Source organism: Singulisphaera chitinilytica (genome assembly GCF_049331405.1).
Taxonomy (GTDB): Bacteria; Planctomycetota; Planctomycetia; order Isosphaerales; family Isosphaeraceae; genus PoT.
This window is the reverse complement of record NZ_CP186274.1, coordinates 7,726,815-7,750,002: the sequence shown is the minus strand read 5'-3', so window position 1 is coordinate 7,750,002 and position 23,188 is coordinate 7,726,815. Positions and strand designations below refer to the sequence as shown.

Annotated in this window: 18 protein-coding genes; 10 read left to right on the top strand and 8 right to left on the bottom strand. The window is 61.3% G+C overall.

Features of this window, described 5'->3' with window-relative positions; all coding sequences use genetic code 11:
* Positions 1 to 6: 6 nt before the first annotated feature.
* The 6 genes from ACOYYX_RS30225 to ACOYYX_RS30200 form a co-directional block, all read right to left on the bottom strand.
* Positions 7 to 1,422: an MBOAT family O-acyltransferase gene (locus ACOYYX_RS30225; protein WP_422926419.1), complete on the bottom strand. Its 1,416-nt coding sequence runs from the start codon at positions 1,420 to 1,422 to the stop codon at positions 7 to 9.
* Positions 1,423 to 1,662: 240 nt separating this feature from the next.
* Positions 1,663 to 2,805 (bottom strand): FkbM family methyltransferase, encoded by a 1,143-nt coding sequence (locus ACOYYX_RS30220; protein WP_422926418.1) that lies wholly within the window; start codon positions 2,803 to 2,805, stop codon positions 1,663 to 1,665.
* 34 nt (positions 2,806 to 2,839) lie between these two features.
* Complete coding sequence (locus ACOYYX_RS30215; RefSeq protein ID WP_422926417.1) at positions 2,840 to 4,759, bottom strand: esterase/lipase family protein; 1,920 nt, start codon at positions 4,757 to 4,759, stop codon at positions 2,840 to 2,842.
* Between the two features lie 206 nt (positions 4,760 to 4,965).
* Positions 4,966 to 5,709 (bottom strand): ABC transporter ATP-binding protein, encoded by a 744-nt coding sequence (locus ACOYYX_RS30210; RefSeq protein WP_422926416.1) that lies wholly within the window; start codon positions 5,707 to 5,709, stop codon positions 4,966 to 4,968.
* Positions 5,710 to 5,752: 43 nt separating this feature from the next.
* Positions 5,753 to 6,625, bottom strand: coding sequence for an ABC transporter permease (locus ACOYYX_RS30205; protein ID WP_422926415.1), 873 nt, complete (start codon positions 6,623 to 6,625; stop codon positions 5,753 to 5,755).
* A 315-nt stretch (positions 6,626 to 6,940) separates the two neighbouring features.
* The gene (locus ACOYYX_RS30200) at positions 6,941 to 8,809 is read right to left on the bottom strand and encodes a thiamine pyrophosphate-binding protein (RefSeq protein ID WP_422926414.1); all 1,869 of its coding nucleotides are present in this window, start codon (positions 8,807 to 8,809) and stop codon (positions 6,941 to 6,943) included.
* 1,318 nt (positions 8,810 to 10,127) lie between these two features.
* Here ACOYYX_RS30200 and ACOYYX_RS30195 point away from each other — a divergent pair.
* The 3 genes from ACOYYX_RS30195 (at position 10,128) to ACOYYX_RS30185 (ending at position 13,329) form a co-directional block, all read left to right on the top strand.
* Positions 10,128 to 10,619, top strand: coding sequence for a 3-hydroxyacyl-ACP dehydratase FabZ family protein (locus ACOYYX_RS30195; protein ID WP_422931683.1), 492 nt, complete (start codon positions 10,128 to 10,130; stop codon positions 10,617 to 10,619).
* A 78-nt stretch (positions 10,620 to 10,697) separates the two neighbouring features.
* Positions 10,698 to 11,387 (top strand): tRNA (guanosine(46)-N7)-methyltransferase TrmB, encoded by a 690-nt coding sequence (gene trmB / locus ACOYYX_RS30190; RefSeq protein WP_422926413.1) that lies wholly within the window; start codon positions 10,698 to 10,700, stop codon positions 11,385 to 11,387.
* 13 nt (positions 11,388 to 11,400) lie between these two features.
* A complete protein-coding gene (locus ACOYYX_RS30185; protein ID WP_422926412.1) occupies positions 11,401 to 13,329 on the top strand; it encodes a chloride channel protein in 1,929 nt (642 codons plus the stop codon).
* 63 nt (positions 13,330 to 13,392) lie between these two features.
* On the opposite strand, the gene ACOYYX_RS30180 is transcribed toward ACOYYX_RS30185, so the two are convergent.
* Complete coding sequence (locus tag ACOYYX_RS30180) at positions 13,393 to 14,985, bottom strand: amidophosphoribosyltransferase (RefSeq protein WP_422926411.1); 1,593 nt, start codon at positions 14,983 to 14,985, stop codon at positions 13,393 to 13,395.
* Between the two features lie 337 nt (positions 14,986 to 15,322).
* Between ACOYYX_RS30180 and proB the strand changes: the two genes are divergently transcribed.
* A complete protein-coding gene (gene proB / locus ACOYYX_RS30175) occupies positions 15,323 to 16,468 on the top strand; it encodes a glutamate 5-kinase (protein ID WP_422926410.1) in 1,146 nt (381 codons plus the stop codon).
* A gap of 8 nt (positions 16,469 to 16,476) precedes the next feature.
* Here the strand turns inward: proB and ACOYYX_RS30170 are convergent, their stop codons facing one another.
* Entirely contained in the window at positions 16,477 to 17,871 is a 1,395-nt protein-coding gene (locus tag ACOYYX_RS30170; RefSeq protein WP_422926409.1) for a hypothetical protein, read from the bottom strand.
* A gap of 548 nt (positions 17,872 to 18,419) precedes the next feature.
* On the opposite strand from ACOYYX_RS30170, the gene ACOYYX_RS30165 reads away from it, so the two are divergent.
* The 6 genes from ACOYYX_RS30165 to ACOYYX_RS30140 all read left to right on the top strand — a co-directional run bounded on the left by ACOYYX_RS30165 (position 18,420) and on the right by ACOYYX_RS30140 (position 23,061).
* Positions 18,420 to 19,124: a hypothetical protein gene (locus ACOYYX_RS30165; RefSeq protein WP_422926408.1), complete on the top strand. Its 705-nt coding sequence runs from the start codon at positions 18,420 to 18,422 to the stop codon at positions 19,122 to 19,124.
* A 314-nt stretch (positions 19,125 to 19,438) separates the two neighbouring features.
* Positions 19,439 to 19,885 (top strand): NADH-quinone oxidoreductase subunit A, encoded by a 447-nt coding sequence (locus tag ACOYYX_RS30160; RefSeq protein WP_422926407.1) that lies wholly within the window; start codon positions 19,439 to 19,441, stop codon positions 19,883 to 19,885.
* Positions 19,876 to 20,586 carry an NADH-quinone oxidoreductase subunit B gene (locus ACOYYX_RS30155; protein WP_422926406.1) on the top strand — a complete coding sequence of 237 codons (711 nt, stop codon included), beginning with the start codon at positions 19,876 to 19,878 and terminating at the stop codon, positions 20,584 to 20,586. Before ACOYYX_RS30160 ends, ACOYYX_RS30155 begins: the two co-directional genes overlap by 10 nt.
* Positions 20,587 to 20,637: 51 nt before the next feature.
* Positions 20,638 to 21,174 carry an NADH-quinone oxidoreductase subunit C gene (locus ACOYYX_RS30150; RefSeq protein ID WP_422926405.1) on the top strand — a complete coding sequence of 179 codons (537 nt, stop codon included), beginning with the start codon at positions 20,638 to 20,640 and terminating at the stop codon, positions 21,172 to 21,174.
* A gap of 86 nt (positions 21,175 to 21,260) precedes the next feature.
* The gene (gene nuoD, locus ACOYYX_RS30145) at positions 21,261 to 22,481 is read left to right on the top strand and encodes an NADH dehydrogenase (quinone) subunit D (protein WP_422926404.1); all 1,221 of its coding nucleotides are present in this window, start codon (positions 21,261 to 21,263) and stop codon (positions 22,479 to 22,481) included.
* A 61-nt stretch (positions 22,482 to 22,542) separates the two neighbouring features.
* Complete coding sequence (locus tag ACOYYX_RS30140) at positions 22,543 to 23,061, top strand: NAD(P)H-dependent oxidoreductase subunit E (RefSeq protein ID WP_422926403.1); 519 nt, start codon at positions 22,543 to 22,545, stop codon at positions 23,059 to 23,061.
* The last annotated feature ends 127 nt before the right edge of the window (positions 23,062 to 23,188 follow it).

Sequence of the window (23,188 nt, the reverse complement as noted above, 5' to 3'; positions counted from 1 at the left end):
CCTCGCTCAGAACTGAAAGTAGATGAACTGACCGCCGCCGAACTCGCCGCCGAGGACGAACGCGTAGAAGCATGCCGTGTAGAAGACGCTACGCACATACCAGGGCGTACGCGCCATCACATCCAGATCCTTCGAGAGGAACTGGGCGACCTGGTAGATGAGCAACGGGAGGATGACGATCGCCACCGGGAGGATGTAGGCGGAAGCCGGGATCGCCGGTCGGTAGACAACGGCCGCGATCATGCCCTTAAGCTGCGCGATCGAATTGGCCCGGAAGATCAGCCAGCCGAAGCAGACTAGGTGGAACGTGACGAAGATCCGCAAAGCCTTCCAGCACGCCCGATCGATCAGATCCGTAGGGCGGATCCGGTCGAGGAGAGGTCGGCAGAGTCGGTGCACGACGAGCAATGCCCCTTGATAGAAACCCCAGAGCACGAAGGTCCAGGCGGCTCCGTGCCAAAGCCCCCCGATGATCATGGTCAGCATCAAGTTGCGATACAACTTGACCTGACTGCCTCGGCTACCGCCCAGGGGGATGTACAGGTAATCGCGTAACCAGGTCGAGAGGCTGATGTGCCAGCGGCTCCAGAACTCCTGCGGGCTGGTCGCGAAATACGGCAGGTTGAAGTTGAGCGCCAGCTCGAAGCCAAGGCACTTGGCGATACCCCTCGCGGCGTCGGTGTAGCCGGAGAAGTCGCAGTAGATCTGGAAGGCGAAGGCATAAATCGCGATCAGGGCGAGCCCGCCGTCGATCGTCTCCCAGCGCCCGAAGAGGTCATTGACGATCAACGCGAGGTTGTCGGCGACGACGACCTTCTTGGTCAGCCCCCAGAAGATCAGGTAGATTCCCCGGTAAAACTGCTGGATGTCGAACTTCCTCGGCCGCTCGATCTGGGGCAAGAGCGTCGTGGGACGCATGATCGGCCCGGCGACGAGGTGGGGGAAGAACGAGACGAATGCGGCGAATTCGACGATGTTCCGGGTCGGCTTGATGTCACGGCGGTAGACGTCGATCACGTAACTCATCGACTGGAACGTATAGAACGAGATCCCGATCGGTAGCACGACCTTCAATTGCGAAATCGGGACGTTCAGACCGCCGCGGAGTAGGGCGTCGTGGAGGCTCTCCGCAAAGAAGTTGTAATATTTAAAGTAGCCGAGCATGCCGAGGTTCAGGGCCATGCTCAGTGCGACGAACAATTTGCGCTTGCGACGGTCTTCGATCCGATCCACCGCGAGCCCGCATGCGAAGTCCATCACCGTCGAGAGGATGAGGAGCGAGAGGAATACAGGCTCCCAGCAGGCATAGAAATAATAACTCGCCGCCAATAACAAGTAGTTCTGAGGGCGATGAGGAAGGATCCAGTACAGCGGGAACAGTATCGCCGCGAAATAGGCGAAATGGAACGTATTGAATAGCATCGTTCGCCCTCATCCTTGGGGAACTGATGGACCGAAGTGCGTCGCGGCCTCGCCGTTCAAAGGCCAGACAACGAGGACGCACTCCTCTGGGATCGGATCAGGCGAGGCGATCATCGTAATCGCGTCGCGCAGGATTACTACCGGTTTCGACTGCTTTGCACAACCCGAGTGGGCATAGGCGTTTCCCGGAAATAAGGCCAACCGGCGAACGAGACGATTGGCGACAGACAGAACCCGGGATCATGCGGGACGTGCACAGAAAATGTTGCCGAAGTCCTCGCGTGTCGAGGGATACTTCTCGATCAATTCGTCTCGCGTGGTGAGTTCCGTCGACTCCTCCTCCTCGTCGATACGGAAGAGTTGGAATCCAAGCTCTTCCAGATCGGAGAGATAGTCGGTCGCAGAAACCCCGCTACGTTCGAGGCCGGCGGGCCAGAACTCCGTGATCATCGCCGTCTCGGGGTGCTGGGCAAGGAGTTTCTTCATCCCCTTGACCGCTCGCCCTTCCGCCCCCTGGATGTCCATCTTGATGAAGTTGATCTGGCCCTGGAAGTCGGAGAAGTGCTCGTCCAGGGTCACAGCCTCGATCGACAACGTCTCGCGATCATCCTGAGAATCGTAGATCCGGTGATCCCCTTTGTTGTCGGGACAGAGGTAGAGCGAGAGCGGCCCCGTCTTGTCGGACACGGCTTTCTTGATGTAAATCACATTCTGATAGCCGTTCGCCCTGACGTTCTTGCGGAGGAGCTCGAAGTTGTTGGGATCGGGCTCGAACGCATAGACCCGCCCTGTCTCACCGACGAGTCGGGCGAGGATCAGGGTGTAATAGCCGATGTTCGCCCCGATATCGAGGACTACGTCGCCCTGACGAACCTGCGAAGCGATCAGGGCCGTTTCGTAGGGCTCGAAGTACCCGTCACGGAGCAGGAACGGAGAGACGATTGAGTCATTCGGGTCGAGGTACATCTCGTGGCCGAAGATTCGGCTACGCGATCGCATGAGGAAATCCATGCGGTCGGCCTTCTGCAAGACTTCGACGGCGCGGTCATGAGTGCCCTGAGCCGTGATCCCGATGTCGGTGAGCCGTTGCTCAACCCTGGCGGCATTGCCGCCGACATCGCGAGCGAATGCATCGAGACGATGTCCCAGCTCCGCCCAGCGACGCTCGTCCAGGCGGAACGACTCTCGGGCGAGTCCTTCCATCGCCTCGACCCGCTGGGAGAGGCGACGGACCTCCTCGACGATTTCTCCGAGCTGGCGCGTGTTGACATCAGAATTGGTGGACCGACGCTCAAGCTCCTCGAGCTTCTGGCGAAGGCCGGAGCTGCGGAGGAGCCAGAGGCCTCCGCTGAAGGCATTCTTCAAGTGCGTAAACCCGAGCATCGCTTCGTACTCCTTGGGGTCGACCCGACCCCAACTACTGGCTTCGCCCGGGGGGAACGACGGCCGCTCTTTGAGGTACCGCGGTGTTTGCCGCGAAATGCTCCAGCAAGATTCGTCGAACCTCCAGAATCGCCTCGGGGTCTTTCTGGACCCCGTGATCCGAGCGCACGATCAGTTCGGGGACGCCCTCGAGGTGGGCGCTCGTGTAAGGCACGACGCCATCCGTCGACTGGGCGACCCCGCCCGGGCGGTTCGAACCGATGATGGAGTGGAAGGCCACATCGGGCGCCGGGCGCATCGTGAGCAATGATCCCAGGATCGAAGGCGTGTTGGGAGTGACCGGTTCCAGCGTTTCGATGCTCGTCGGTAGGCGTCGGAACTTCCGACGATCGAAGGCATCCGGGTTGTCCTTGATCAGTCGCGCGAGGAGATCGCTAACGTGGTCGGGTTCGGAGATCAGGCCCGAGCTGACCCGTCCCACGACGCCGCGACTCATTCCGGAACCGTGGTGCGGGGTCGCGAGGAAGACCACGCGCTTCACGAAGGGAAGCGGTTCGAAGAAGAAGTAGTGTTGGAGTTCTTCCAGGACGTCTCGCGGGCCGACGATCTCATTGAAACGTCGGTCCGAGTTGATCCGCCAGAACTTGTCGTCGCTATGGACGACCATCGAATGGCTCAACAGGCCGCCCATGCTGTGGCCGAAGAGAACCATCTTTTCGAAGCTCTGGTCGGACTTATCCGCGTTGTAGAGTTGCTCGGCGTACTTCAGCGAATCCCGCAATCCGGCGGCCGCGATCGGCAAGGGGATGCCGGTGGGATACATGTAGAGCATGAACTGGTAGCGCTCCTGGATCCGTGGATCGCGGAGCAACTCGTTTAGCATGGGGATCCAGGCCAGTGGGCTCGAGATCAGGCCGTGGACCATCACCACCGGGATCTTGCCAGGCTCGTACGGGCGCAGGAGCATCAAGTTGGCACGCCCCAGAGCCTCACCCGGGCGGAGAAGGCCGGTCCATCGATACCGATTCAAATCGGTGCGCGACCACATGTACGCCAATGGGGTGGTGAGGTCGGCTTCTACCGGGATCTTGAGAGGAGGCCCGAGGTCGCGATTGCGAATCGGATCGATAAGTTCAAGGGCACATTCCCGAGGCTCCTCGACGGCCTGTTTCACGTCGCGGAGTCGCGACGTTGGTCGAAGGAACGCTGTCAACGGGAACGCCATTTCCGGCGGATAGAAGTTCCGGCCATCCTGCGGGTTCGCGTCGGCCAGACGAACGCCGATGAGCGGCACACCCATCCCGAACTGATAGGGGTGGGTGGGCATGCCGAGGACTTCGAAGTCGGAGGCCAGGATGACCTTGTCGATGTCCTCCGCGGTCCAGGGCGAATTCCTCAGCACCACGCGGAGGACCTGCTCACCGCCGTGCGTCTTGAGCCGGATCGTCCCCTCGGGGAGGATCGCGTTGTTCGTCTTGGATTGCGCCCCGCGGATCAGGCGTTCGAGCCCCGCGTTGTAGAGCTCCATCGCCACGCGATATTGCGGGTCGGAGCCCCGTTGCGGGTTCGCCTGGATAAGGTCGGGGTCGGTGAGATAGTCGTGGGCGTACGCAACGGTGTCGAGATATCGGTCGATGGCGCCGGCCTTCCGCCAGCGATCGAGACGACGGGCGTCCACCCAGGAGAGCTCGGCCAGCGCGTAAACTAGCTCTCCTTCGAGATGCTCGCGTGCGAGCTTCTCCAGGCTGGAGAGAGCGCCGTCGACGTCGTGACGATAGCGACGCTCGAGGTCGTAGCGTTTGAGCGTCTCAACCGTCCGTTCACTGGGTCGGTCGATGCTCGCGACGCTTCGGTTGTAGGCTGAGTGGGAACGATCGCCTCGGCTCGGCTGGACGCTGATGTCCACCCAGCCAAGGAACGATGCGGCTACGATCGTGAGTGGGGCGAGTATCATGGGCGGGCCACTCCATTGACCCAGACTACGATCTTCATCCTCCAGGCGCAGCAATGCGTGGGCATCATACGAAGGCGTGGCCGACCGTCAAGGTCGGCCTACGCCTTTGAGGCAAGATGCCCTGGCTTTATCGAAGGGCTTTGACCTCGACCGCCCGAAATGCCTGGGATGGAAGGCCATTCGAGCGATGAATCGATCTGGCGTACTCAGCCGCAGATCCCGCCCGCTTCGAGATAGGTGTCGATTACTTCGTCGATCGGACCATCAGCCGCCACCTGCCCTTTGCACATCCAGATGCCTCGGTTGCACATCTGACGCAATGCGGCGAGGTCGTGCGAGACGATGATCACGACGTTCGAACGATCGAGGAGGCCCAGGATCCGCGCCTTCGCCTTCTCGAGGAAGGCAGCGTCGCCGGCGCCGAGGGACTCGTCGATCATGAGGATGTCGGGGTCGATCTCGGTGGCGATTGCGAAGGCGAGTCGCATGTACATACCGCTGGAATAATATTTCAGCGGCAGGTCTGCGAATTCGCGAAGTCCGGTGAAGTTGTAGATGCCGTCGACCTTGGCCTGCATCTGCTTCTTTGAGAAGCCCAGCATCGCCCCGTTCAGGAGGATGTTGTCAGTCCCCGAGAGTTCTTGATTGAACCCAGCGCCCATCTCGATCAGCGGCGCCACCGTCCCTCGGATCGTTAGATTGCCCGAGGTCGGCGGATAGATGCGCGCGAGAAGGCGGAGCAGGGTGCTCTTGCCGGCGCCGTTGGAGCCGACGATCCCGATGCGTTCGCCCTTCTTCACGCGAAGCGAGACCCCGCGGATCGCCCAGAATTCGGACGCCGGCATGGGGTTCTCTCGGCGAAGCAGGAGATCGAGCATCGCCCGCTTCACCGAGTATTGCTTGTCGTGATAGCTGACGAACCGCAACGAGACGTTATTGAGCTCGATCAAGGCATCGGTCGCCGCTTGCGCCTTCTCGTCCCGCCGATGACGCTTAGAGTCGGAAGACGAGCTTGTCTTCATGAGACTTGAACGCGACATAACCGACCCCCAAGCTCACCGACGCAATGCCGGTAGCCGCCAAAAAGAGGACCCGACTCGGCCAGAGCCCATCGTACAGGATGACCTGGAACAACCTGATGAACGGGAAGGCCGGGTTCAGCCAGAACCAACGCTGGGTCTGCGCCGAGAACCTCGACATGTCATAGATGATCGGCGTCGCGAAATACCAGGCCTGGAGCACCACTGAGACGAGATGCCCGCAATCCCGGAAGAACGTGTTCGCCGTCGCGAGGATCAGGCCGAGCCCTAGCGCGAACGCCGTGAAGAGTAGGATCACGACCGGCAGGAGGAGCATGGGGAGCGAAACTCTGGCGCCGATCGGCAACATGATCAGGAAGAGTGACACAAAGGAGAAGACAAACGTCGTGAGGTTGATCAGGACTCGCGTGAGCGGGAACACCAACTTAGGAAGATAGATTTTACGTATCAAACCTTCATTGTGAATGATGGCAAAGGCGCAATCATTCAGGCAGCCGCTCATAAAATTCCAGGGGACCATCCCCGCGAAGAGGATGACGATGTAGTGCTCGCGTTGCTGCTGGAAGAGGATCGGGAAGACCACAGTCAGAGTGGCCATCATCAGGATGGGGTTGAGCAGGGTCCAGAGGAACCCGAAGAACGAGCGTTGATAGCGGACGCGCAGGTCCTGCACGACCATGTTCTGAATGACCGGCCAGAACTGGATGAGCTCACGCCGATCCTGCCGGATCTTCGCGAGCCAAACGCTCGGCCCCCTCGGCTCGCGAGGCGGAGGGAAGAACTCCGTATGCGGGACGGGGGAAGGCGAAGTCGTGCGAACGTCCATGTCTTACTTGATCCGAAGAACGCCGCAGGTATGGACAGGTCGGCCTCCCGCCGGACCCGGCCCTGCCTGCATCGGTGGGGCATCTTACGGTGGTCTCCCCAATCGAGGAAGTCCAACCAGCCCATGAATGGCCCGCAGGTCTCCATCTCGGTCGCGAAACGAACGTGCAAGCTCAAATCTTGCGGCCCACCTAGACTTGGACCGCCCTGGATCAAATCCGGCTCGGCACACACGAGCCTCGTTATCGGCAAAACTCGCCCGGTGACTTTGGCTTTCTTGTGAGCCTCAGACGAGACCGGCGGGCCCTTATCGTGGTCAATCGTCGTCCGGGCGACGCTTCAGGGAGCGGACGCCGACTCGGCTCGCCATCCTGACCTTTTGCTCGGTCGAGAGCCGGTTGAGGTAGGTGGTCTTCAAGGCGTTGAGCCAGCGGATTTCCCGGCCCTCGTAGCTCACGACCACTCGGGTCAGGACGGGCCCGGGGGTGGCCAGGGCCCGGCCGATGCCGTTGCACACATCGGGGTTCACCGAGATCTCGTTGTAAGTGAGGCCGACTCCCTGGGCAAAGGCACCATAGTCGATCCTGGCGATCTCGGTGGCGGTGGTCCGTCGATAGACCGGCTCCTGGAGCATCTGCATGTAGTGGTAAGCGCCGTCGTCGAAGACAAAGAACTTGACCGGCAGACAGGCTCGGGCGGCCGTGCTCATCTCGATGGCCGACATCAGGAAACACCCGTCGCCGGTGATCGAGATGACCTGGCGGTCGGGTCGGACCCTCTGGGCACCGATCGCCGCCGGGATTGCCCACCCCATGCTCTGATTGTTCGAGGGTGTGAAGTAGCGACGAGGTCCCTGGACGTCGACGGATTCTGAGGCCCAGTGCGTCGAGGCCGTGACGTCGACGAAGAGCAGTTCATCAGGCCCGAGCAGTTGGCGAAGCTGAACGAGGAAGAACATCGGATCCACGGCCGAATTGATCTTCGGTGTGAAGTTCTCACGCCTGTCGAGTTCGCGAGCCGCCTGGATCTTCCTGACGAGCGGATCGGAAGGGGGACGTTGGAGGAGGCCGGCATCGCCGAGCAGTCGGGAGAAGAAGACCCCGGAATCGGCGTGCAGCGTCGCACAGGCGGGGACATTCCGGCCGAGGTTGTTGGGGTTCGCGTCGACGTGGAGCACGTTGTGCTTCGGGATCGCGTAATTGGCGGTCGAGACCTCGCTGTACCGCACGCCGACGGCAAGGACGATATCGACATCCTTGAAGACCTTTTCCGCCGCGCGCGTCCCTTGCTTGCCGTATCCCCAGCCGACGGCCAGGGGATGCGAGTCGGGGATACACCCTTTGCCGCTCACCGAGGTCGCCACGGGCGCCTGGAGCATTTCGGCCACCGCGACGAGACCGGGGCTTGAGTCGACGCAGCCGAGGCCTGCGTAGATGCCGACCCGACAGTTCTTGTTGGCCAGTCGGGCGAGGATCTGCTGGTAGCCGGCCTCATCGAACGGAAGCGGGTAGGGGGGAGGGACCGGCTGGTCGTAGTCCCAGGCCTCGGTGAAATACGTGAACGGGATCAAGACGGCCACGGGGCCGGGCTCGCCCGAGACAGCCACGCGATAGGCCTGGTGGATCGCGCCAGGAATCTCGGCCTGGTGGCGGACTTCGATCACCGCCTTGACGATCGGTTGGAGCAGGGCTGCGTTCGGGAGCGAGTGGACCTGCCCGACCGGGGCACTCGGTCGTCGGTCGACGTCGGTGATGATCCCGACAATCGGAACGGAGTCGAGGAGGGCCTCGCCAATGCCCGTCATGGCATTGGTCAGGCCGGGGCCGGGGACGACGCTGAAGACGCCAACCTGACCGGTGGCTCGCGCCGCGGCGTCGGCCATGACGCTTGAGGATGACTCGTTCGTCACGAGCAGATAAGGCACGCGTCGGGCCTTGAGGGCGTCCCAGAACTCATTGTTCTGAGCGCCCGGCACGCCGAAGACGCAAGGCACGCCCTCGCAGCAGAGTGCGGCGGCGGCGGCCTGCGCACCGGTCATCCGGCCCTGGACGCCCGGCCGTCGCACATAGTGGCCGACCTCGACGTGGCCAGCCTCGGCCGGCTTGGCGTTCGCGAGCGTGGAGGCGGCCGCACCGAGGCCTCCGATGAGTCCGATAGCCTCTCGCCGATTCAAGTTAGGGATCACGTTCCCGCCCCTCCCTGGGCGTGCCGACCGGATCGAATTGCAGGCTCGATCCGTAACCGGACCGTCGCGCCCTCCGCGCGAATTCCCTCGTCGCGTTCCTCATCGGCAACATTCAGGAAGGAGACTTAGCCCCGACCGAGGGCCTCGGTGACTTCGTGATTCCCTAGTCCATCCAGGGCGCAGAACCGTCGCAGTCGACTTCGAGGACCGTCAGCATCGACGGAATAACCGGTCATCTCGTCGAGGGTCGAGATTTCAAAAGTAGCCCTTGGCGATCACGCAACGCACTTGGAGACGAGCGAGAAGTACGTCGTCAACTTTCTGAGGGCGTTCGTGAACGTTCCGAATCCATTGGAGCATCCCGAGACCGTCATGATCTTTTCGATCCCAGTTCACGTCGCCTACGCACCCAATCGATGGTCCCCTCGGGGGAGACAGATGGGCATCCTACCTGCCGTTGTTGGCATGGACATGAGTCGTCGGGAGCAACGATCAGGCTTCGATGGTCTCCATTACGATGTCCGACGAGATATTGGCATGCCCAGTGTCGAGTACCATTGGAACCTGCGGATGGCCTAGATCGCTCACCCGGCCAAGCAAGTCCGACCTGCGACTCACAAGGCTGACAGCGGGCGGCATGTTCCCGACGCGGATGAGGAATTGGCCCACTTCGCAATACTTGGCGAAATCGGACATAGGTAGGAGAGTTGCCTGTCGACGGCGTTCCATATTTGCGGACGAGGAGAGACTACCCCAATGATCCACGACGATCCGCCCGCCTGACTCCCCCTGCCAAACCAGGCATCACTTGATGTCGCCGACGAAGACCGCACGAGTGCCGCCATTCGCTTCCTCGAGATCGACCCGATTAGCCTTGAACGTCTACCCACCCCAATACCCATGAACGTAGTGTACCCTCAAACCTGTAGATTCCACCTGTTTACGCAGAAGAATCGGGCAGCATCGCGATGGCCCGTCGGGAAATAGCACCATGATTTCACCGCCGAGGCATCGGGCCAAGCTCAGGTCGTCGGCGGGCTTCACCTTGGGAACCTATAAACGATCATTATTCTAAGTTGGCGATGCATTCGGGGCTCTATCCTCATGAAGCCATTCCCTTTGTGAGATGTTGGGGATCTTAGCCCTTGCCGGAGAGGGGAGGGGAAGTCATGATAATCAATATCTGGAGTCGGTCCTGGTTACTCTCCGTGGGCTGGTTTGTCGGCTCCGGCGGGTTTTTTTGTCGACTTGCTTCTTCCTTCCTGCGCAGCGAGTACCCGACGAGGTACTCATCAATCCTCGGAAAGGAATTGCTGGAATGCCGCCAGTGGCCCTGGTCGATCCCGCGACGATTGACACCTCCCGGATCCTGGTCGATCGGGAAGGGATTCGTCAGGGCAACCCACAGCGTTTCGAAATGGAGCAGCTCACGGCCATCATCGCGATGGATCCGGAGCGACATCTGATCATCGGTTACAAAGACATCGGGCCAGACGAGTTCTGGGTCCGCGGGCATATGCCCGACTATCCGCTCATGCCGGGCGTGATCATCTGCGAGGCCGCCGCGCAGCTTTCTAGCTACTATTGTCACGCGATCAAGCTGATCGAGAGTGGATTCATCGGTTTCGGCGGCCTCGAGGACGTCCGGTTCCGAGGACAAGTCCGCCCTGGTGACCGGCTTATCCTCGTCTCTCAGGCCAAGCGCGTGCACCGCAGGCAAACGATTTTCGAGACACAAGGCTTCGTCGAGACGAACATGGTCTATCACGGGAAGATCATCGGCGTGCCCCTGACGAATCGGGATGAGTGAGCCGACCTGCCATCCGGTTTTCACGCTCGAAAGTCTCCCACGGATGATGTGCCCCTGTCCCGTTCGAGGTTGTAGGTCATGAGCCAGGATTCCGAGTCCCTTCCGGGATCCGTCGACGAATCGCCCTCGCCGATCGTTCCAGTCTCCAAACCCCGCCCACGCCCCGACCTACATCCCTACTGGGTCGAGCGGGATCAGTTGCCTGGTCCCGTGACGTGGTCGAAAGTCTTTCACAACGAGAATCCCGTCGAGGTGGAGATTGGCTCGGGCAAGGGCCTTTTCCTCATCAACGCGGCCACGGCGAATCCTGCCCGAAATTACTTCGGGATCGAGCTTGCTCGGAAGTTTGCGCTAAAGGGGGCGGAGAAGATCGCCAAACGCGAGTTGGCGAACGTCCGAATGCTCTCGGCCGATGCGCTACTCTTCATGGCCCGGCAGGTCCCGACCGCGAGCCTGCACGCGGTCCACGTCTACTTCCCCGACCCCTGGTGGAAGAAGCGCCACAAGAAGCGGCGGGTCTTTGGCGAGCCGCTCGTCAACGACATCGAGCGCACGCTCATCCCGGGTGGGGACTTGTGGATCGCGACCGACGTGGAGGAGTATTTCGGCGTCATGCGTTCGCTGATGGCGACGCGCCCGCTCTTCGAGGAGGTGCCCATGGAAGAGCCCAAGGCACCTGAGCACGACCACGACTACCTCACGAACTTCGAACGGAAGTACCGCATCGAGGGGCGGCCGATCTATCGCACTCATTACCAACGTACTTGAACCGAGGGAACTGATGGCTGAACCGCTCGCGCCCCGACCTCTGACCACACGCGATCGGCTCGGTCGTTACTGCAACAGGCTCGTCACACAACTCTCGACGCCCGGCGCAGGTCGAGTGGCAATCTGCAGCCCGATCGTTGGGGTCGTCGCGGGACTCGGTGCCACGGCCTTCTTCCTCCTCCTCAATCTATTCATGGATCACGTGCTGGGGGATCTCCTCCACTTCCACCTCCCCCCTACGGGTGAGGGGACACCGCACGCCATCACCTACCCCTCACCCTGGTGGCTCACGATCCTGATCCCGACGCTCGGCGGCCTCGTTTCCGGCCTGATCGTATTCTCACTCGCTCCCGAAGCCGAAGGGCATGGGACGGACGCTTTGATCAGGTCGTTTCACCGAGGTGCCGGCTTGATACGCGGACGGATTCCACTCATCAAGGGAATCACGTCGATCGTGACTATCGGCACCGGAGGCTCGGCGGGGCAGGAGGGACCGATCGCTCAGATCGGGGCCGGGTTCGGCTCTGTCCTGGCGCGATTCTTCCGGCTCTCGCCGTCCGAACGGCGAATACTGATTCTGACGGGAGCTGCCGGCGGCGTCGGGGCTATATTCCGCGCGCCGCTGGGAGGTGCCTTGTTCGGCGTCGAGGTCCTGTACTCAACCACGGCGATCGAGTCGGCCGCGCTCCTGCCGTGTCTCTCGGCCTCGATCATCGCCTATTCGACGTTCGCCCTCTTCATCACCCCGCGGCCGATCTTCCTGGTGCCGGACTTCACCTTCAAAGGGCTACTCGACCTCCCCGCGTTCGCGCTCCTGGCTCTAGCCTGCGCGTGCGTGGGCTGGCTCTATGTCCGGATCTTCTATGGGATGCGGGATTACGTCTTCAAGCCGATCCCCATCCCTAGAAGTCTGAAGCCCGCGCTGGGTGGTCTGATGCTGGGACTGATGGCGCTCGTCTTTCCCGAGTTGATGACGGGCGGCTATGGCTGGGTGCAATGGGGAGCGATCGGCATCCCGCCTCAGCTCAACCCCGATGGGGTGGAACATTTCACGGGCCCGCAGATGGGTATGTTGACACTCTTCATGCTGGCAATCCTCAAGATCGTCGCCACGGGCCTGACGATCAGCTCGGGAGGTAGCGGCGGCGTCTTCGGCCCGTCCGTCTTTATCGGGGGGATGCTGGGAGGAGCGGTCGGTCAGTTTCTCAAGCTCGTCTTCCCGTCGTCGTCCATCGACCCCGCGGCCTTCGCGCTGGTGGGGATGGGGGGCTTCTTCGCGGGTGTTGCCAAGGCACCCCTGACATCGATCGTCATGGTCTGTGAGATGACTGGGTCTTACAGCCTGCTCGTCCCGTTGATGCTGGTCTGCGGCCTCAATCTCGGGCTCTCGAGGAACTGGACCCTCTACGAGGAGCAGGTGCCAAGCCCACTGGAAAGCCCGGCGCATCAGGGCGACTTCGTAGTCGACGTGCTCGAACGGCTCCAGGTCTCCCAGGTCCCGATTCGAACAGAGAGGCTTCAAGTTGTGCTCCAGGAGACTCCATTCTCCGAGGTGATCAACACCGTAGCACAATCAACCGAGATGCTTTTCCCGGTCGTCGACCGCGAGAGTCGGCTTGTGGGAATCTTCAGCCTGCGCGATGTGAGGCTCGCCCTGCTCGGTTCCGAAGTGGGGATGCTCGTGATCGCCTCGGACCTCATGACCAGCCCGGCCGTTACCGTAACGCCCCGAGATGATCTCCATACGGCGCTGCAACGATTGACCGAGTTAAACGTCGATCAGATTCCCGTCGTGGCCGAAAATGACCCAACTCGACTGATCGGGCTGCTCGACCGCCGGGAAGTCGTCGGAGCTTACTCTCGCTCGATCAAAGAGCTGAAACAAAAGAACGAGGCGGACAATCCTTCACACGCGAGTCAGGAAACGAAGAACGTTTCCTGACTCGCGTGAAACGAGTGGATGCCCGCCTTCAAATGAAAATGCAGTGATGTCGATCGAGCAAACTCAACTCGACCGTACCATCTCGTAGGCACGAACGCCGCCCGAACCATTGGCGTGCTGCGACTCGTCGGCGTCGAGCTGATAGAGCCGCTCACCGGCCGCACTCGGGTAATTCCCCGTGATGCAGGCACGGCAGAGGTGTTCCGGGGCGAGCGAAACCGAGCGAGCGATGGCATCGACCGGGAGATAGCGGAGGCTATCCGCCCCAAGCTCCTTCGCCATCTCCGCCTGAGCCTCCTCGGAAACGAAGCCGGTGGTCGGGTCCACGTACTTGGACGCGAACAGCTCTGACCTGCGCGACATGTCGATTCCGTAGAAGCAAGGTGCGATGATCGGCGGGCAGGCGACCCGCAGGTGGATCTCACGCGCACCGCCACGGTCGCGTATCTCGTGCACGAGGGCCCGCATCGTGGTGGAACGAACGATACTGTCCTCGACCAAGAGGACTCGCTTCCCCGCCAGGACCTCGGGCAGCGGCGTGTACTTGAGTCGGGCCTTCGCCGCGCGGTCAGCGTTACCTTCGATGAAGGTCCGCCCGACATAACGATTCCGCATCAAACCTTCAACCGAGCGAACGCCCAGCGAGAAGGCCATGGCATCCGCCGCCGCCTTCGCCGTATCGGGCACGGGGACGACGATCGTGTCGGCGTCGAGCGGTACATCCTCGAGGCGGGCGAGTTCTTCGCCGAGCGACGCGCGACTCAGGTAGACCGAGCGGTCGTCCAGGGTGCTGGCCACATTGGCGAAGTAGATCCACTCGAAGAAGCAGTGAGCCCGCCGAGGAGATGCCGCGAATCGTTCGATTCGTACACCTTCCTTGTTCGCGATGACGAGCGTTCCCGGATCGAGCGACTGGACGTCCTTGAAACCAAGATTGGAGAGGGGGGAACTTTCGCTCGCGGCTGCGAACAGGGGACCGTTTTCCGCGATGCAAAGCGGCCGGAAGCCGAGCGGATCACGAGCAACGACGAGATCGCCGACGGCTGAGAGAAGCACGATGTTGTAGGCGCCGTCGAGTCGGTCGGAGAGCCGATTGAACAAGCCGACCCAGTCGGGCGAGTTGCTATTCTCCCCTTGGAGCTCGTGGCTGATCAGATGCATCAGAATTTCGGTATCAGTATCACGCTTCAGGTGATAGTCTCCCTGCTCGAGCAACTCCTGCTTGAGCTCCTGATAATTCGTGATCTGGCCGTTGAAGGCGAACGAGAACCACTTAGCCTTGCGGCCGTGTTCACGCTCGAAAGGCTGGGCATAGCTTCGGTCGGCGCCGCCGCAGGTGGCGTAGCGCACGTGGCCGATCGCGGCCGGGCCTTCGTGTTCGAGGATGATCGACTCGAACTCGGACTTGTGATTGAGCCGGAAAGCTTCGGCGACGGTGCCGAGTTCCTTGTGCGTCCTGAGGAGGGCCTTGCGATCGGGGTGGAAGCTAGTCATACCGGCGGCAAGCTGCCCCCGGTTCTGCATGTCCAAGAGCATGCGCGGGATCATTCGCGCGACGCTGTTGATTTGACCCGATATGGGTACGAGCGCGGAAACAGGCTGCCCTGCGGCGTGGTAGACGGCTGCCACACCGCACTCGTGGATCAATTCGCCCATGAGCCTGGAATTACCCCGTTGGCCTGTCCCTTCCCGCCTTTGGGATTGGGGACGCAACTTGAGGGAAAGGGAAGACGGCCCGCCCCGACAGCCATGCGGTTGCTCTAGGGCCGTTTGTGAGTTGACATTATAATGTCGGTTACTTCTACCGACAACCTTCATAGCGACGAACGCAACCCGGCCGCCGACCTCTCGGGCGACGTTTTGTCGAACGAGTTTGGAATGGAAATCCTTACCCAGGGACGAGTTCGATTAAAGGACGGCGTAGGCGGTCTCCCCACAATGATCCGTGGGAACTCGTCCCAACAAATCAACAGAAGCTGAGAGACGACGAAACATGCTGGCCCGCGACCTGGTCCGCGATGACGTGGTACTGTCCGCCAAAACATGGGTCGTCAAGGTGGGAACGAGCGTATTGACCGGCCCCGACGGCGTACTCGACCCCGCCCGGATCGAACATTTGACCGACCAAATCAACGCCGTCATGGCGACCGGGCGTCGCGTCGCGCTCGTGAGTTCGGGGGCGGTCGGGGCAGGCGTCGGCCAGCTCCAGCTGGGGCGTCGACCGGATAACTTGCCGCAACTTCAGGCCGCGGCTGCCATCGGCCAGGCCTACCTGATGCGTGCCTATGACGAAGGGCTTCGACGCCACGGTCGCCACGCCGCCCAGCTCCTGCTCACGCACGAGGACTTCGACGGCCGTGCTCGCTACCTCAACATGCGGAACACCCTTACGGCCCTCTTCGAATGGGATGCCGTCCCGATCATCAACGAGAACGACACGATCAGCGTCGCCGAGATCAAGTTCGGCGACAACGACCGCCTCGCAGCGATGGTCACGAACCTCCTCCAAGCCCCCTTGCTCGTGGTCTTGAGCGTGGTGGACGGTCTCTACCACTCGGACCCCGGCACCGGGGCCATCACCGGCGAATCCATCCCCCTCGTCGCCAACCTCGACGAGGACGTCTTCGGACTGGCGGGTAACAGCCGGAGTGCCCTCGGGACCGGCGGGATGCGGAGTAAGCTCCAGGCCGTGAGGCTCGTTACGCAAGCGGGGGGATCAGTCATCATCGCCTCGGGGACGAAGGCCAATCCCCTCACGCGGATTATTTCGGGGGAACCGGTCGGGACACTCTTCCTGGCGAAGGGCCAGACCCAGGCTGCACGAAAGCGTTGGATCGGACTCACGGCTCGCCCCAAAGGGCACTTCATCGTCGACTCGGGGGCTCGGAAGGCCCTTGTCTCGGCCCCCACGAGCCTCCTGGCGATCGGCATCGTCGACGTCGTGGGAGAGTTCGACAAGGGGGATGTGGTGGGCGTCCGCGACGTCGAGGGGATCGAGTTCGCGCGTGGCCTCAGCAACTACGCCACGAATGACGCGAGGCAAATCCGAGGCCTCCGCAAGGATCAGGTCCGCGAAGCACTCGGCTCGTCGCAGTACGACGAGGTCATCCATCGCGACAACCTCGTACTCATCGAGTGAGGCCGAGATCAGGGCAGGGGGATGTTCTCGAAGACGAAGTGGACCTCCGTGGCCGCCTTCGACATCGAGAAGTAGCGAATCTCGCTCGGGGCACCTTGCTCATGAGGGATGAGGGTCAGGGTCATTTTGGCCCCCTCGGCATCATTTGAGTGATACCAGGGGATCGAACGGCCCTGGCTGTCGAGAACCTCAATCTGCTGCTGGTTTGACGGCATCCGTTGCGTGATAAGTTCATCGCCCGGGTTCTCGACGCCCGTCGGTCCCGAGACCCGGGACTCGGAGGAGCGGAGCGAGAGCTCGATACTCGTCTGGCGTGAGTTCGGGTTCATCTTCACGTCCAGGACGGTCAGCGAGACCTCCTCGTTGCCGTAGGACTTGCCCGTCGCGTTCTGGAGCGGAATCACTAGGGGATCGGGCCTTCGACTGGCCACGACGACCGGCAGCACGCCCCGGAGACGTCGGATCGATCTCCCCGGATTTTCGGGGCGCTGGAGCGTCGCCTGGACGTGGATCGTCGCGGCCGGCGACAGGCCGAAAAAGCCAGAATACCGCTGGATGACATTGTCCCTGGCTTCGGCGGGCAGGAGCGACTGCCCCTGATCGTCGATCGCTTCCAGGATCCGGATGGGGGCGCTCTGACTGACCGAAAGGCGAGGCTCTGCCGCCACCTGGAGCTGGGCGAAGAACTGTTCGTTCAGCGCATACTGGGGACGTGCGTCGGCCGGAGGGGCCACCGCACGCGCCTGATCGTTCCTGACGCGGGGAATTGCTTGATTCGCGTTCCCAGCTGTGAACGAAACATCACGCTCGTAGTGGAGGCTGATCAGGCTAACCCGGAAAGGGCCGTCATCCGACATCGGCCCGGTGGGCCGGTTGCCGTTCAGAAAGAGCGGGAAGACGGGCTCTCGCGAATTTCCGTTCGAATGAATGCCGACGAAGTTGTATTGGAGTTGAGCCGTGTCGCAAAGTCGATCGAGGGCCTTCCAGAATGGCAAAGGGGGCGCCTCTCGGAGCGTGATGCGTTTCTCTTCGATCCCCGGAGCCTGCTCGGGATAAAGGACCAGTCGAACCCCCGCCTGGTTGCCGACGTGCTCGATGACGTCGACGAGCGGCCGATCCTGGTAGTCGAGTCGGACCAGGGACGGCTGCGTCAGCAGCGCCCCTTCGATCTTTGTGATGAGCGACAGGGCGCGAGTCCGGACCTCGGGATCCTTCGAGTTCCGCGCGGTCTTGAGGGCCGGGAGGGCCTGCTTGCCATAGCGCTCGAGCGAGTTCGCCGCCGACTGTCGCTCGACGAAGCGTCCCGAACCGAGTTGATTGATGAGGGAAGTTACGTCACTGGATGGCGGGGAGACGGACAACTGTCCGACGAGTACGAACACGGCGAGGTTCACGCCAAGCATCACCATCTCCTCAGGACAGGCCCATCCAAGAAATAAGACGCCGCCTCGTCTAACGGCGGAGGGCGGTCATCTCGGCGACGGGCCCCGGCATCGGTGTCCCCTCATCATAGCCCATTCCAGGGCCGATTCCAGAATTTCCAGGATTTGACTCAAGTCGGAGTTTTGCGTCAAAATTCCAAATTCTTACGTACACCTCCTATCTTAACGGGACACTCTAGATGATTTCGCGGATCATTCCGCACGGAATCTCCGTCACATGGCACACCCCTCGCATGACATAGAACGTGGCTCCGGATTCGAGACTGAAGGCTTGGACTGGTTTTCCGAATTGGACTCGATTTCGCCTCGTTGTGCCTGCGTTCGACTTATGTGTTAGACTTACAGGTAATTTCGCTCGCGGGCCGTCGAATCGGTCGCGAGTGCGAGGTCATGGATGTCTGGTTTTCAAGAAGGAGGATGCCGTGGGCTGGTTTCGTCCGCAGGTGTTCCGACCTACCCTTTTGAGCGTTACATTGGGTTGGGTCTTCATTGGACCAGGCCAACTCGCCATGGCCCAGGATCACACCCCCGACCCGTACAAGCCGTATAACGCCCAGTACGACGCCTTCGCCTTCCCGTCGTACCCGAACCCGGAAGGCTACATGCCGAACCAGTCGATCCTTCAGGGTCGATCCGGGCGGCGAAGCGCGAACCAGTACCAGAGCTACCTCGACGAGCTCGAGGCAGGGGGGAGTTCGACCCGTCGTTCCGGCGTGGGCGTCCCCTATTACGACGCCTACCGCAGCTACGACAGCGAGTACGACCGCGTCTCAAGGCCGACGAAGGCGGATGACGCGTTCTACCGCGAGCAGCAGGCCCGCCGCAGGAAGTATTTTGATTATTTGCGAGAACGTGATCCCAAGAAACGTGCACGTCTTTATCGCGAATATACCGAGGAGAGCAAGCGCTTCTCCCGAGACCTCCTCTCACCTCGTGCCCTCATGAACCGCAAGTCGGTCGCGGAGACTGACGAGTTGGGGGATGAAGTCGACGAGCCTAAGACGAAGCCCACGCGTCCGGCCAGGAAGCCCGCGTCGACGACGAATAGGGCAGCTTCAGGAACGAATTCAGGCTCGAATGCAGCTCGCCCCAAAGCGGCGACTTCCACGCCCGTCCGTCCCTCGCCCGGGAGCACCAAGCCAAGCACATCGACTCCTAAGGCCGCGGACCCGTCACGAGCGAACCCCTCGACGAAGCCCGCCACGAGCCGCTGACCACCACTCAGGTCACCCCACCTTTCCTACCCTTGCATCTATTGTCGAGAAATGACCCTCGCGATCACGAAAAGCCCTTTCGTGATCGCGAGTCCGTTGACGGCAAGAATTTGGGATTTACAATACGCCCAACGCCTCAAGCAAAGAGGAGTCCCGAAGTACGAGCGGGTACCCTCTTGCGAAGAAAAACACGACGCGTATGATCTGAGGTGTCCCCCGCGACATCCTCCCGGCCTCTTGGCTGGGATTTTTTTGATTCGACTTTGTGAAACACTTCACAAAGCCGGATCGGGCCACGAGCGATTCGACGATCGATGGATACAGAATTCGCGCCGATCTTCCTGTTTATCATCGTGGCCATCTTCACTGCCATCAGCATGATCGTGTTGAGTGCCATACTCGGCCCGAAGAAGAAGACGGTAGTGAAGCAGATGCCTTATGAGTCGGGCATGGATCCGATCGGCGACGCCCGCCAGCGTTTCGACGTGAGGTACTATCTCGTCGCGATCGTCTTCCTACTTTTCGACGTGGAGTTGCTCTTCCTGTATCCCTGGGCCGTCGCCCAGTGGAGCGCTCCAACTCAAGTGGTTGCGGAAGCGGCCGAGCCAGTCAAGGCCGTCGCGACGGCCCCGGCCCTGGCGGCCGCGGGGATCCCGCGGGAGTTCCGCAACTTCGTGTTCTTCGAGATCATCGTCTTCGTCGTGATCCTCGCGGCGGCGTACGCATATGCTTGGCGTAAGGGGGTTTTCGAATGGCGGTAGGCATCGGTCAAGAATCGCAATCACCTTCCCCCCCATCCTCCAAATTCGCCTCGAACATCACCACAAGGACCAAGGGCGGGATCGAGGTTCCTGAGAACGTGATTCTCTCAAGCCTCGACTCGGTCGTCAGTTGGTGCCGCAAGTACAGCCTTTGGCCGATGCCCTTCGCCACGGCCTGCTGCGGGATCGAACTGATGGCGGTCGGCGCCAGCCGATTCGACATCGCCCGCTTTGGCGCTGAGGTGATGCGGTTCAGCCCGCGTCAGTGCGACCTGCTGATCGTCGCCGGCCGAGTGACCATGAAGATGATGCCCGTGCTCCAGCGCATCTGGTTGCAGATGCCCGAGCCCAAGTGGTCCATCAGCATGGGCGCCTGTGCCTCCACCGGAGGGATCTTCGACACCTACGCCGTAGTCCAGGGCGTCGATCGATTCATCCCGATTGATGTTTATATTCCGGGCTGTCCTCCGCGACCCGAGCAGATCCTCCGGGCGGTCATCGACCTCCAGGAGAAGGTCCAGCGCGGCGGCAAGCTCTTCGGCACAGGATTGCCCGAGCTCGTCGAGCGTGAGAAGGCCCTGGCCGAGAAGCGGAATCTGCCTGCCGGATTGCCCCTCGCCCGCGAACGCGGCGACGAAGATCGATTCGGGTATCACATTCCGGGCGGTCCCGGCCTCCTCGGCTCGGATGAGACGAAGTAAATGGCCAGCCATCATTCCCAACTCGAGTCTTGATGGAGATCGCAGAGCGCGATGAGCACCGAGAACGCCCAGGCTATCGACCCGCATGCCAATACGCTGGCCACTCTCGAGCGCGTCCTCGGCGATGGTGTCCTGGCCCTGTCGCACAATCGCGATAATCTTCGCGTGCACGTCCCCCCGACGCGACTACTCGACACACTCCTGACGCTCAAGGACGAGTGCGGCTTCAATCTTCTCTCGGAAGTTGGCGGTGCCGACTACCTCGGCTACACCGGCGAGATCCGCTTCCGCTTCGAAGTGCATTACGTCCTCCGGAATTTGGACACGGGGGAATGGCTCGTCGTGAAGACGGGCATCGACGACGCCGAGTCGCCGTCCCTGCCGTCGGTCACCCCCATCTGGAAAGGGGCCGACTGGATGGAGCGAGAAGTCTTCGACATGTATGGGATCAAGTTCGTCGGCCACCCCGACCTGCGACGGATCCTCATGCCGGAGGAGTTCACCGCGTACCCGCTTCGGAAGGACTATCCCTTGCGAGGCCGCGGCGAGCGTCACAACTTCCCGCGCATCCTCCGAAGCGACTCCTGAGCTGATCGACACAGGTTCCTTCGATCGCTCGTCATTGAAACGCTTGCCGTACACTCGTCGACCCCGGCCCTGTAGGCGCGAGATCCATGCCCGCAAATTTGCTCGACGAACCCGAACTTGGTGCTGAGTCCAAGCAGTTCACGTGGACCCTGAATTTCGGTCCGCAGCACCCTGCGACTCACACCACCTTGCGCCTGATCCTCGAGCTTGACGGCGAGCGGATCGTCAAAGCCACGCCGGATATCGGCTACCTGCACTCCGGGTTCGAGAAGCTGGGCGAGCACCTCAGTTTCAACCAGTATGTCACGATCGTCGACCGCAAGAATTACATCAGCCCGCCCATGAATGAGGTGGCCTGGCACAACGCGGTCGAGAAGATGCTCGGCATCGAACTCACCAAGCGTTGCCAGTACATTCGCGTGATCATCGGCGAGCTCGCCCGGATCAGTGACCACCTGCTCTGCACGGGTGCCGCGGCCCTCGACCTCGGGGCGTTTACCGCATTCCTCTTCGCGTTCAACCTGCGGGAGCAGATCTACGACGTCTATGAAGAGATGTCGGGATATCGGTTCCACCCGGGTTATACCCGCGTCGGCGGAGTCCTCTACGACTTCAACGACCGCGTGATCGACCGCATCAGGAAAGTCCTGCAGAGTTTCCACAAAGTTTATGCGGACATGGAGAAGCTCCTTTTCCGCAACCGCATCTTCCTCGACCGCACGCGGAACATCGGCGTGCTGACCAAGGAAGACGCGATCAACTTCTCTGCGACGGGGCCGATCGCCAGAGCCAGCGGCGTCACGAACGACCTTCGCAAGGATCAGCCTTACCTTGCGTACAAGGAGTTCGACTTCGACGTCCCGTACATGACTGAAGGTGACGTCTACGCCCGGTTCCTCGTCCGCATGGAGGAGATGCGACAAAGTCACCGCATTCTCACCCAGGCCCTCGAAAACTTGCCGACGGGGCCGGTCAACGTCCCTCTCGCCGAAAAGTTCCCCCTGCCGGATAAGGGCACCGTCTACAACAGCATGGAAGGCCTGATCCAGCACTTCGAGCTGATCATGCCCAACCGCGGTGTCGAGTCGCCGAAGGACGAGGTCTACGCCGCCATCGAAAGCCCGAACGGCGAGTTGGGCTATTACCTGATCACCGACGGCAGCCAGACAGCCTGGCGCACCCGCACTCGTCCCCCTTCGTTCATCCACTTCCAGCTCTTCCCGCACCTGATCAAGGACCACTTGATCGCCGACGTCGTCGCGGTGCTCGGGAGCATCAGCATCATCGCTGCTGAGCTGGACCGTTGAACAAGCAGGACCTTTTGTCATTCTCCGAGCTCGGTTCTCTGAGGTTTGAGGATTTGGACTGATGGCCGCAGACGCGACGACCAAGCTCCCGATGCTTCCCGAGTCGATCCGGGAAAAGATCCGGTCCTACATTCCTCGCTACCCGAGCAAGCGGGCCGTGACCCTGCCCGCGCTCCACATCGTCCACGAGTACTTCCGCTGCGTGCCCTTGAAGGCCATGGCCGAGATCGCCGAGATCCTCGAGATCACCCCGGCGGAAGTCCACGACACGATGAGCTTCTACGGGTTCTTCCCGCAGGCCCCGATCGGCGACGTGCGTGTCTGGGTCTGCCGGTCGATCTCGTGTGCCCTCACCGGCGGCGAGGAGATCCTCGAACACGCCTGCCACAAGCTCGGGATTCATCCCGGCGAGACCACCCCGGACGGGAAGCTGACGGTCGAGTTCGCCGAGTGCCTCGGGATCTGCGACTTCGCCCCCGCCGCGCTTTCCGACGACGGTCGGATCTACGGGCCGCTGACCCCGGAGTCGACCGACGCCATGATCGAAGAACTGAAACAGGGCCCCAAGCCCGCATCGTGAGTCGTCAGATGGTTGCTTCTGGCTCTGGAGCGTCATCCTTCCTCCCCGTTGAAGCGGGATGATGTCTCAAGCCGCAAAATGTCGTCGTGAGCACAGAATCGACTATCCGCCCCGACTTCAGGAGAGC

Bases quoted from the DNA above. Each gene is read 5' to 3' on its own strand.
- ACOYYX_RS30185 (WP_422926412.1), top strand. From the start codon at position 11,401: ATGGCTGAACCGCTCGCGCCCCGACCTCTGACCACACGCGATCGGCTC.
- ACOYYX_RS30205 (WP_422926415.1), bottom strand. From the start codon at position 6,625: ATGGACGTTCGCACGACTTCGCCTTCCCCCGTCCCGCATACGGAGTTC.
- ACOYYX_RS30160 (WP_422926407.1), top strand. From the start codon at position 19,439: ATGGATACAGAATTCGCGCCGATCTTCCTGTTTATCATCGTGGCCATC.
- ACOYYX_RS30170 (WP_422926409.1), bottom strand. From the start codon at position 17,871: ATGCTTGGCGTGAACCTCGCCGTGTTCGTACTCGTCGGACAGTTGTCC.
- ACOYYX_RS30155 (WP_422926406.1), top strand. From the start codon at position 19,876: ATGGCGGTAGGCATCGGTCAAGAATCGCAATCACCTTCCCCCCCATCC.
- trmB (WP_422926413.1), top strand. From the start codon at position 10,698: ATGAGCCAGGATTCCGAGTCCCTTCCGGGATCCGTCGACGAATCGCCC.
- ACOYYX_RS30195 (WP_422931683.1), top strand. From the start codon at position 10,128: ATGCCGCCAGTGGCCCTGGTCGATCCCGCGACGATTGACACCTCCCGG.
- ACOYYX_RS30140 (WP_422926403.1), top strand. From the start codon at position 22,543: ATGGCCGCAGACGCGACGACCAAGCTCCCGATGCTTCCCGAGTCGATC.
- ACOYYX_RS30150 (WP_422926405.1), top strand. From the start codon at position 20,638: ATGAGCACCGAGAACGCCCAGGCTATCGACCCGCATGCCAATACGCTG.
- ACOYYX_RS30180 (WP_422926411.1), bottom strand. From the start codon at position 14,985: ATGGGCGAATTGATCCACGAGTGCGGTGTGGCAGCCGTCTACCACGCC.
- proB (WP_422926410.1), top strand. From the start codon at position 15,323: ATGCTGGCCCGCGACCTGGTCCGCGATGACGTGGTACTGTCCGCCAAA.
- ACOYYX_RS30220 (WP_422926418.1), bottom strand. From the start codon at position 2,805: ATGCTCGGGTTTACGCACTTGAAGAATGCCTTCAGCGGAGGCCTCTGG.
- nuoD (WP_422926404.1), top strand. From the start codon at position 21,261: ATGCCCGCAAATTTGCTCGACGAACCCGAACTTGGTGCTGAGTCCAAG.
- ACOYYX_RS30225 (WP_422926419.1), bottom strand. From the start codon at position 1,422: ATGCTATTCAATACGTTCCATTTCGCCTATTTCGCGGCGATACTGTTC.
- ACOYYX_RS30165 (WP_422926408.1), top strand. From the start codon at position 18,420: ATGGCCCAGGATCACACCCCCGACCCGTACAAGCCGTATAACGCCCAG.
- ACOYYX_RS30215 (WP_422926417.1), bottom strand. From the start codon at position 4,759: ATGATACTCGCCCCACTCACGATCGTAGCCGCATCGTTCCTTGGCTGG.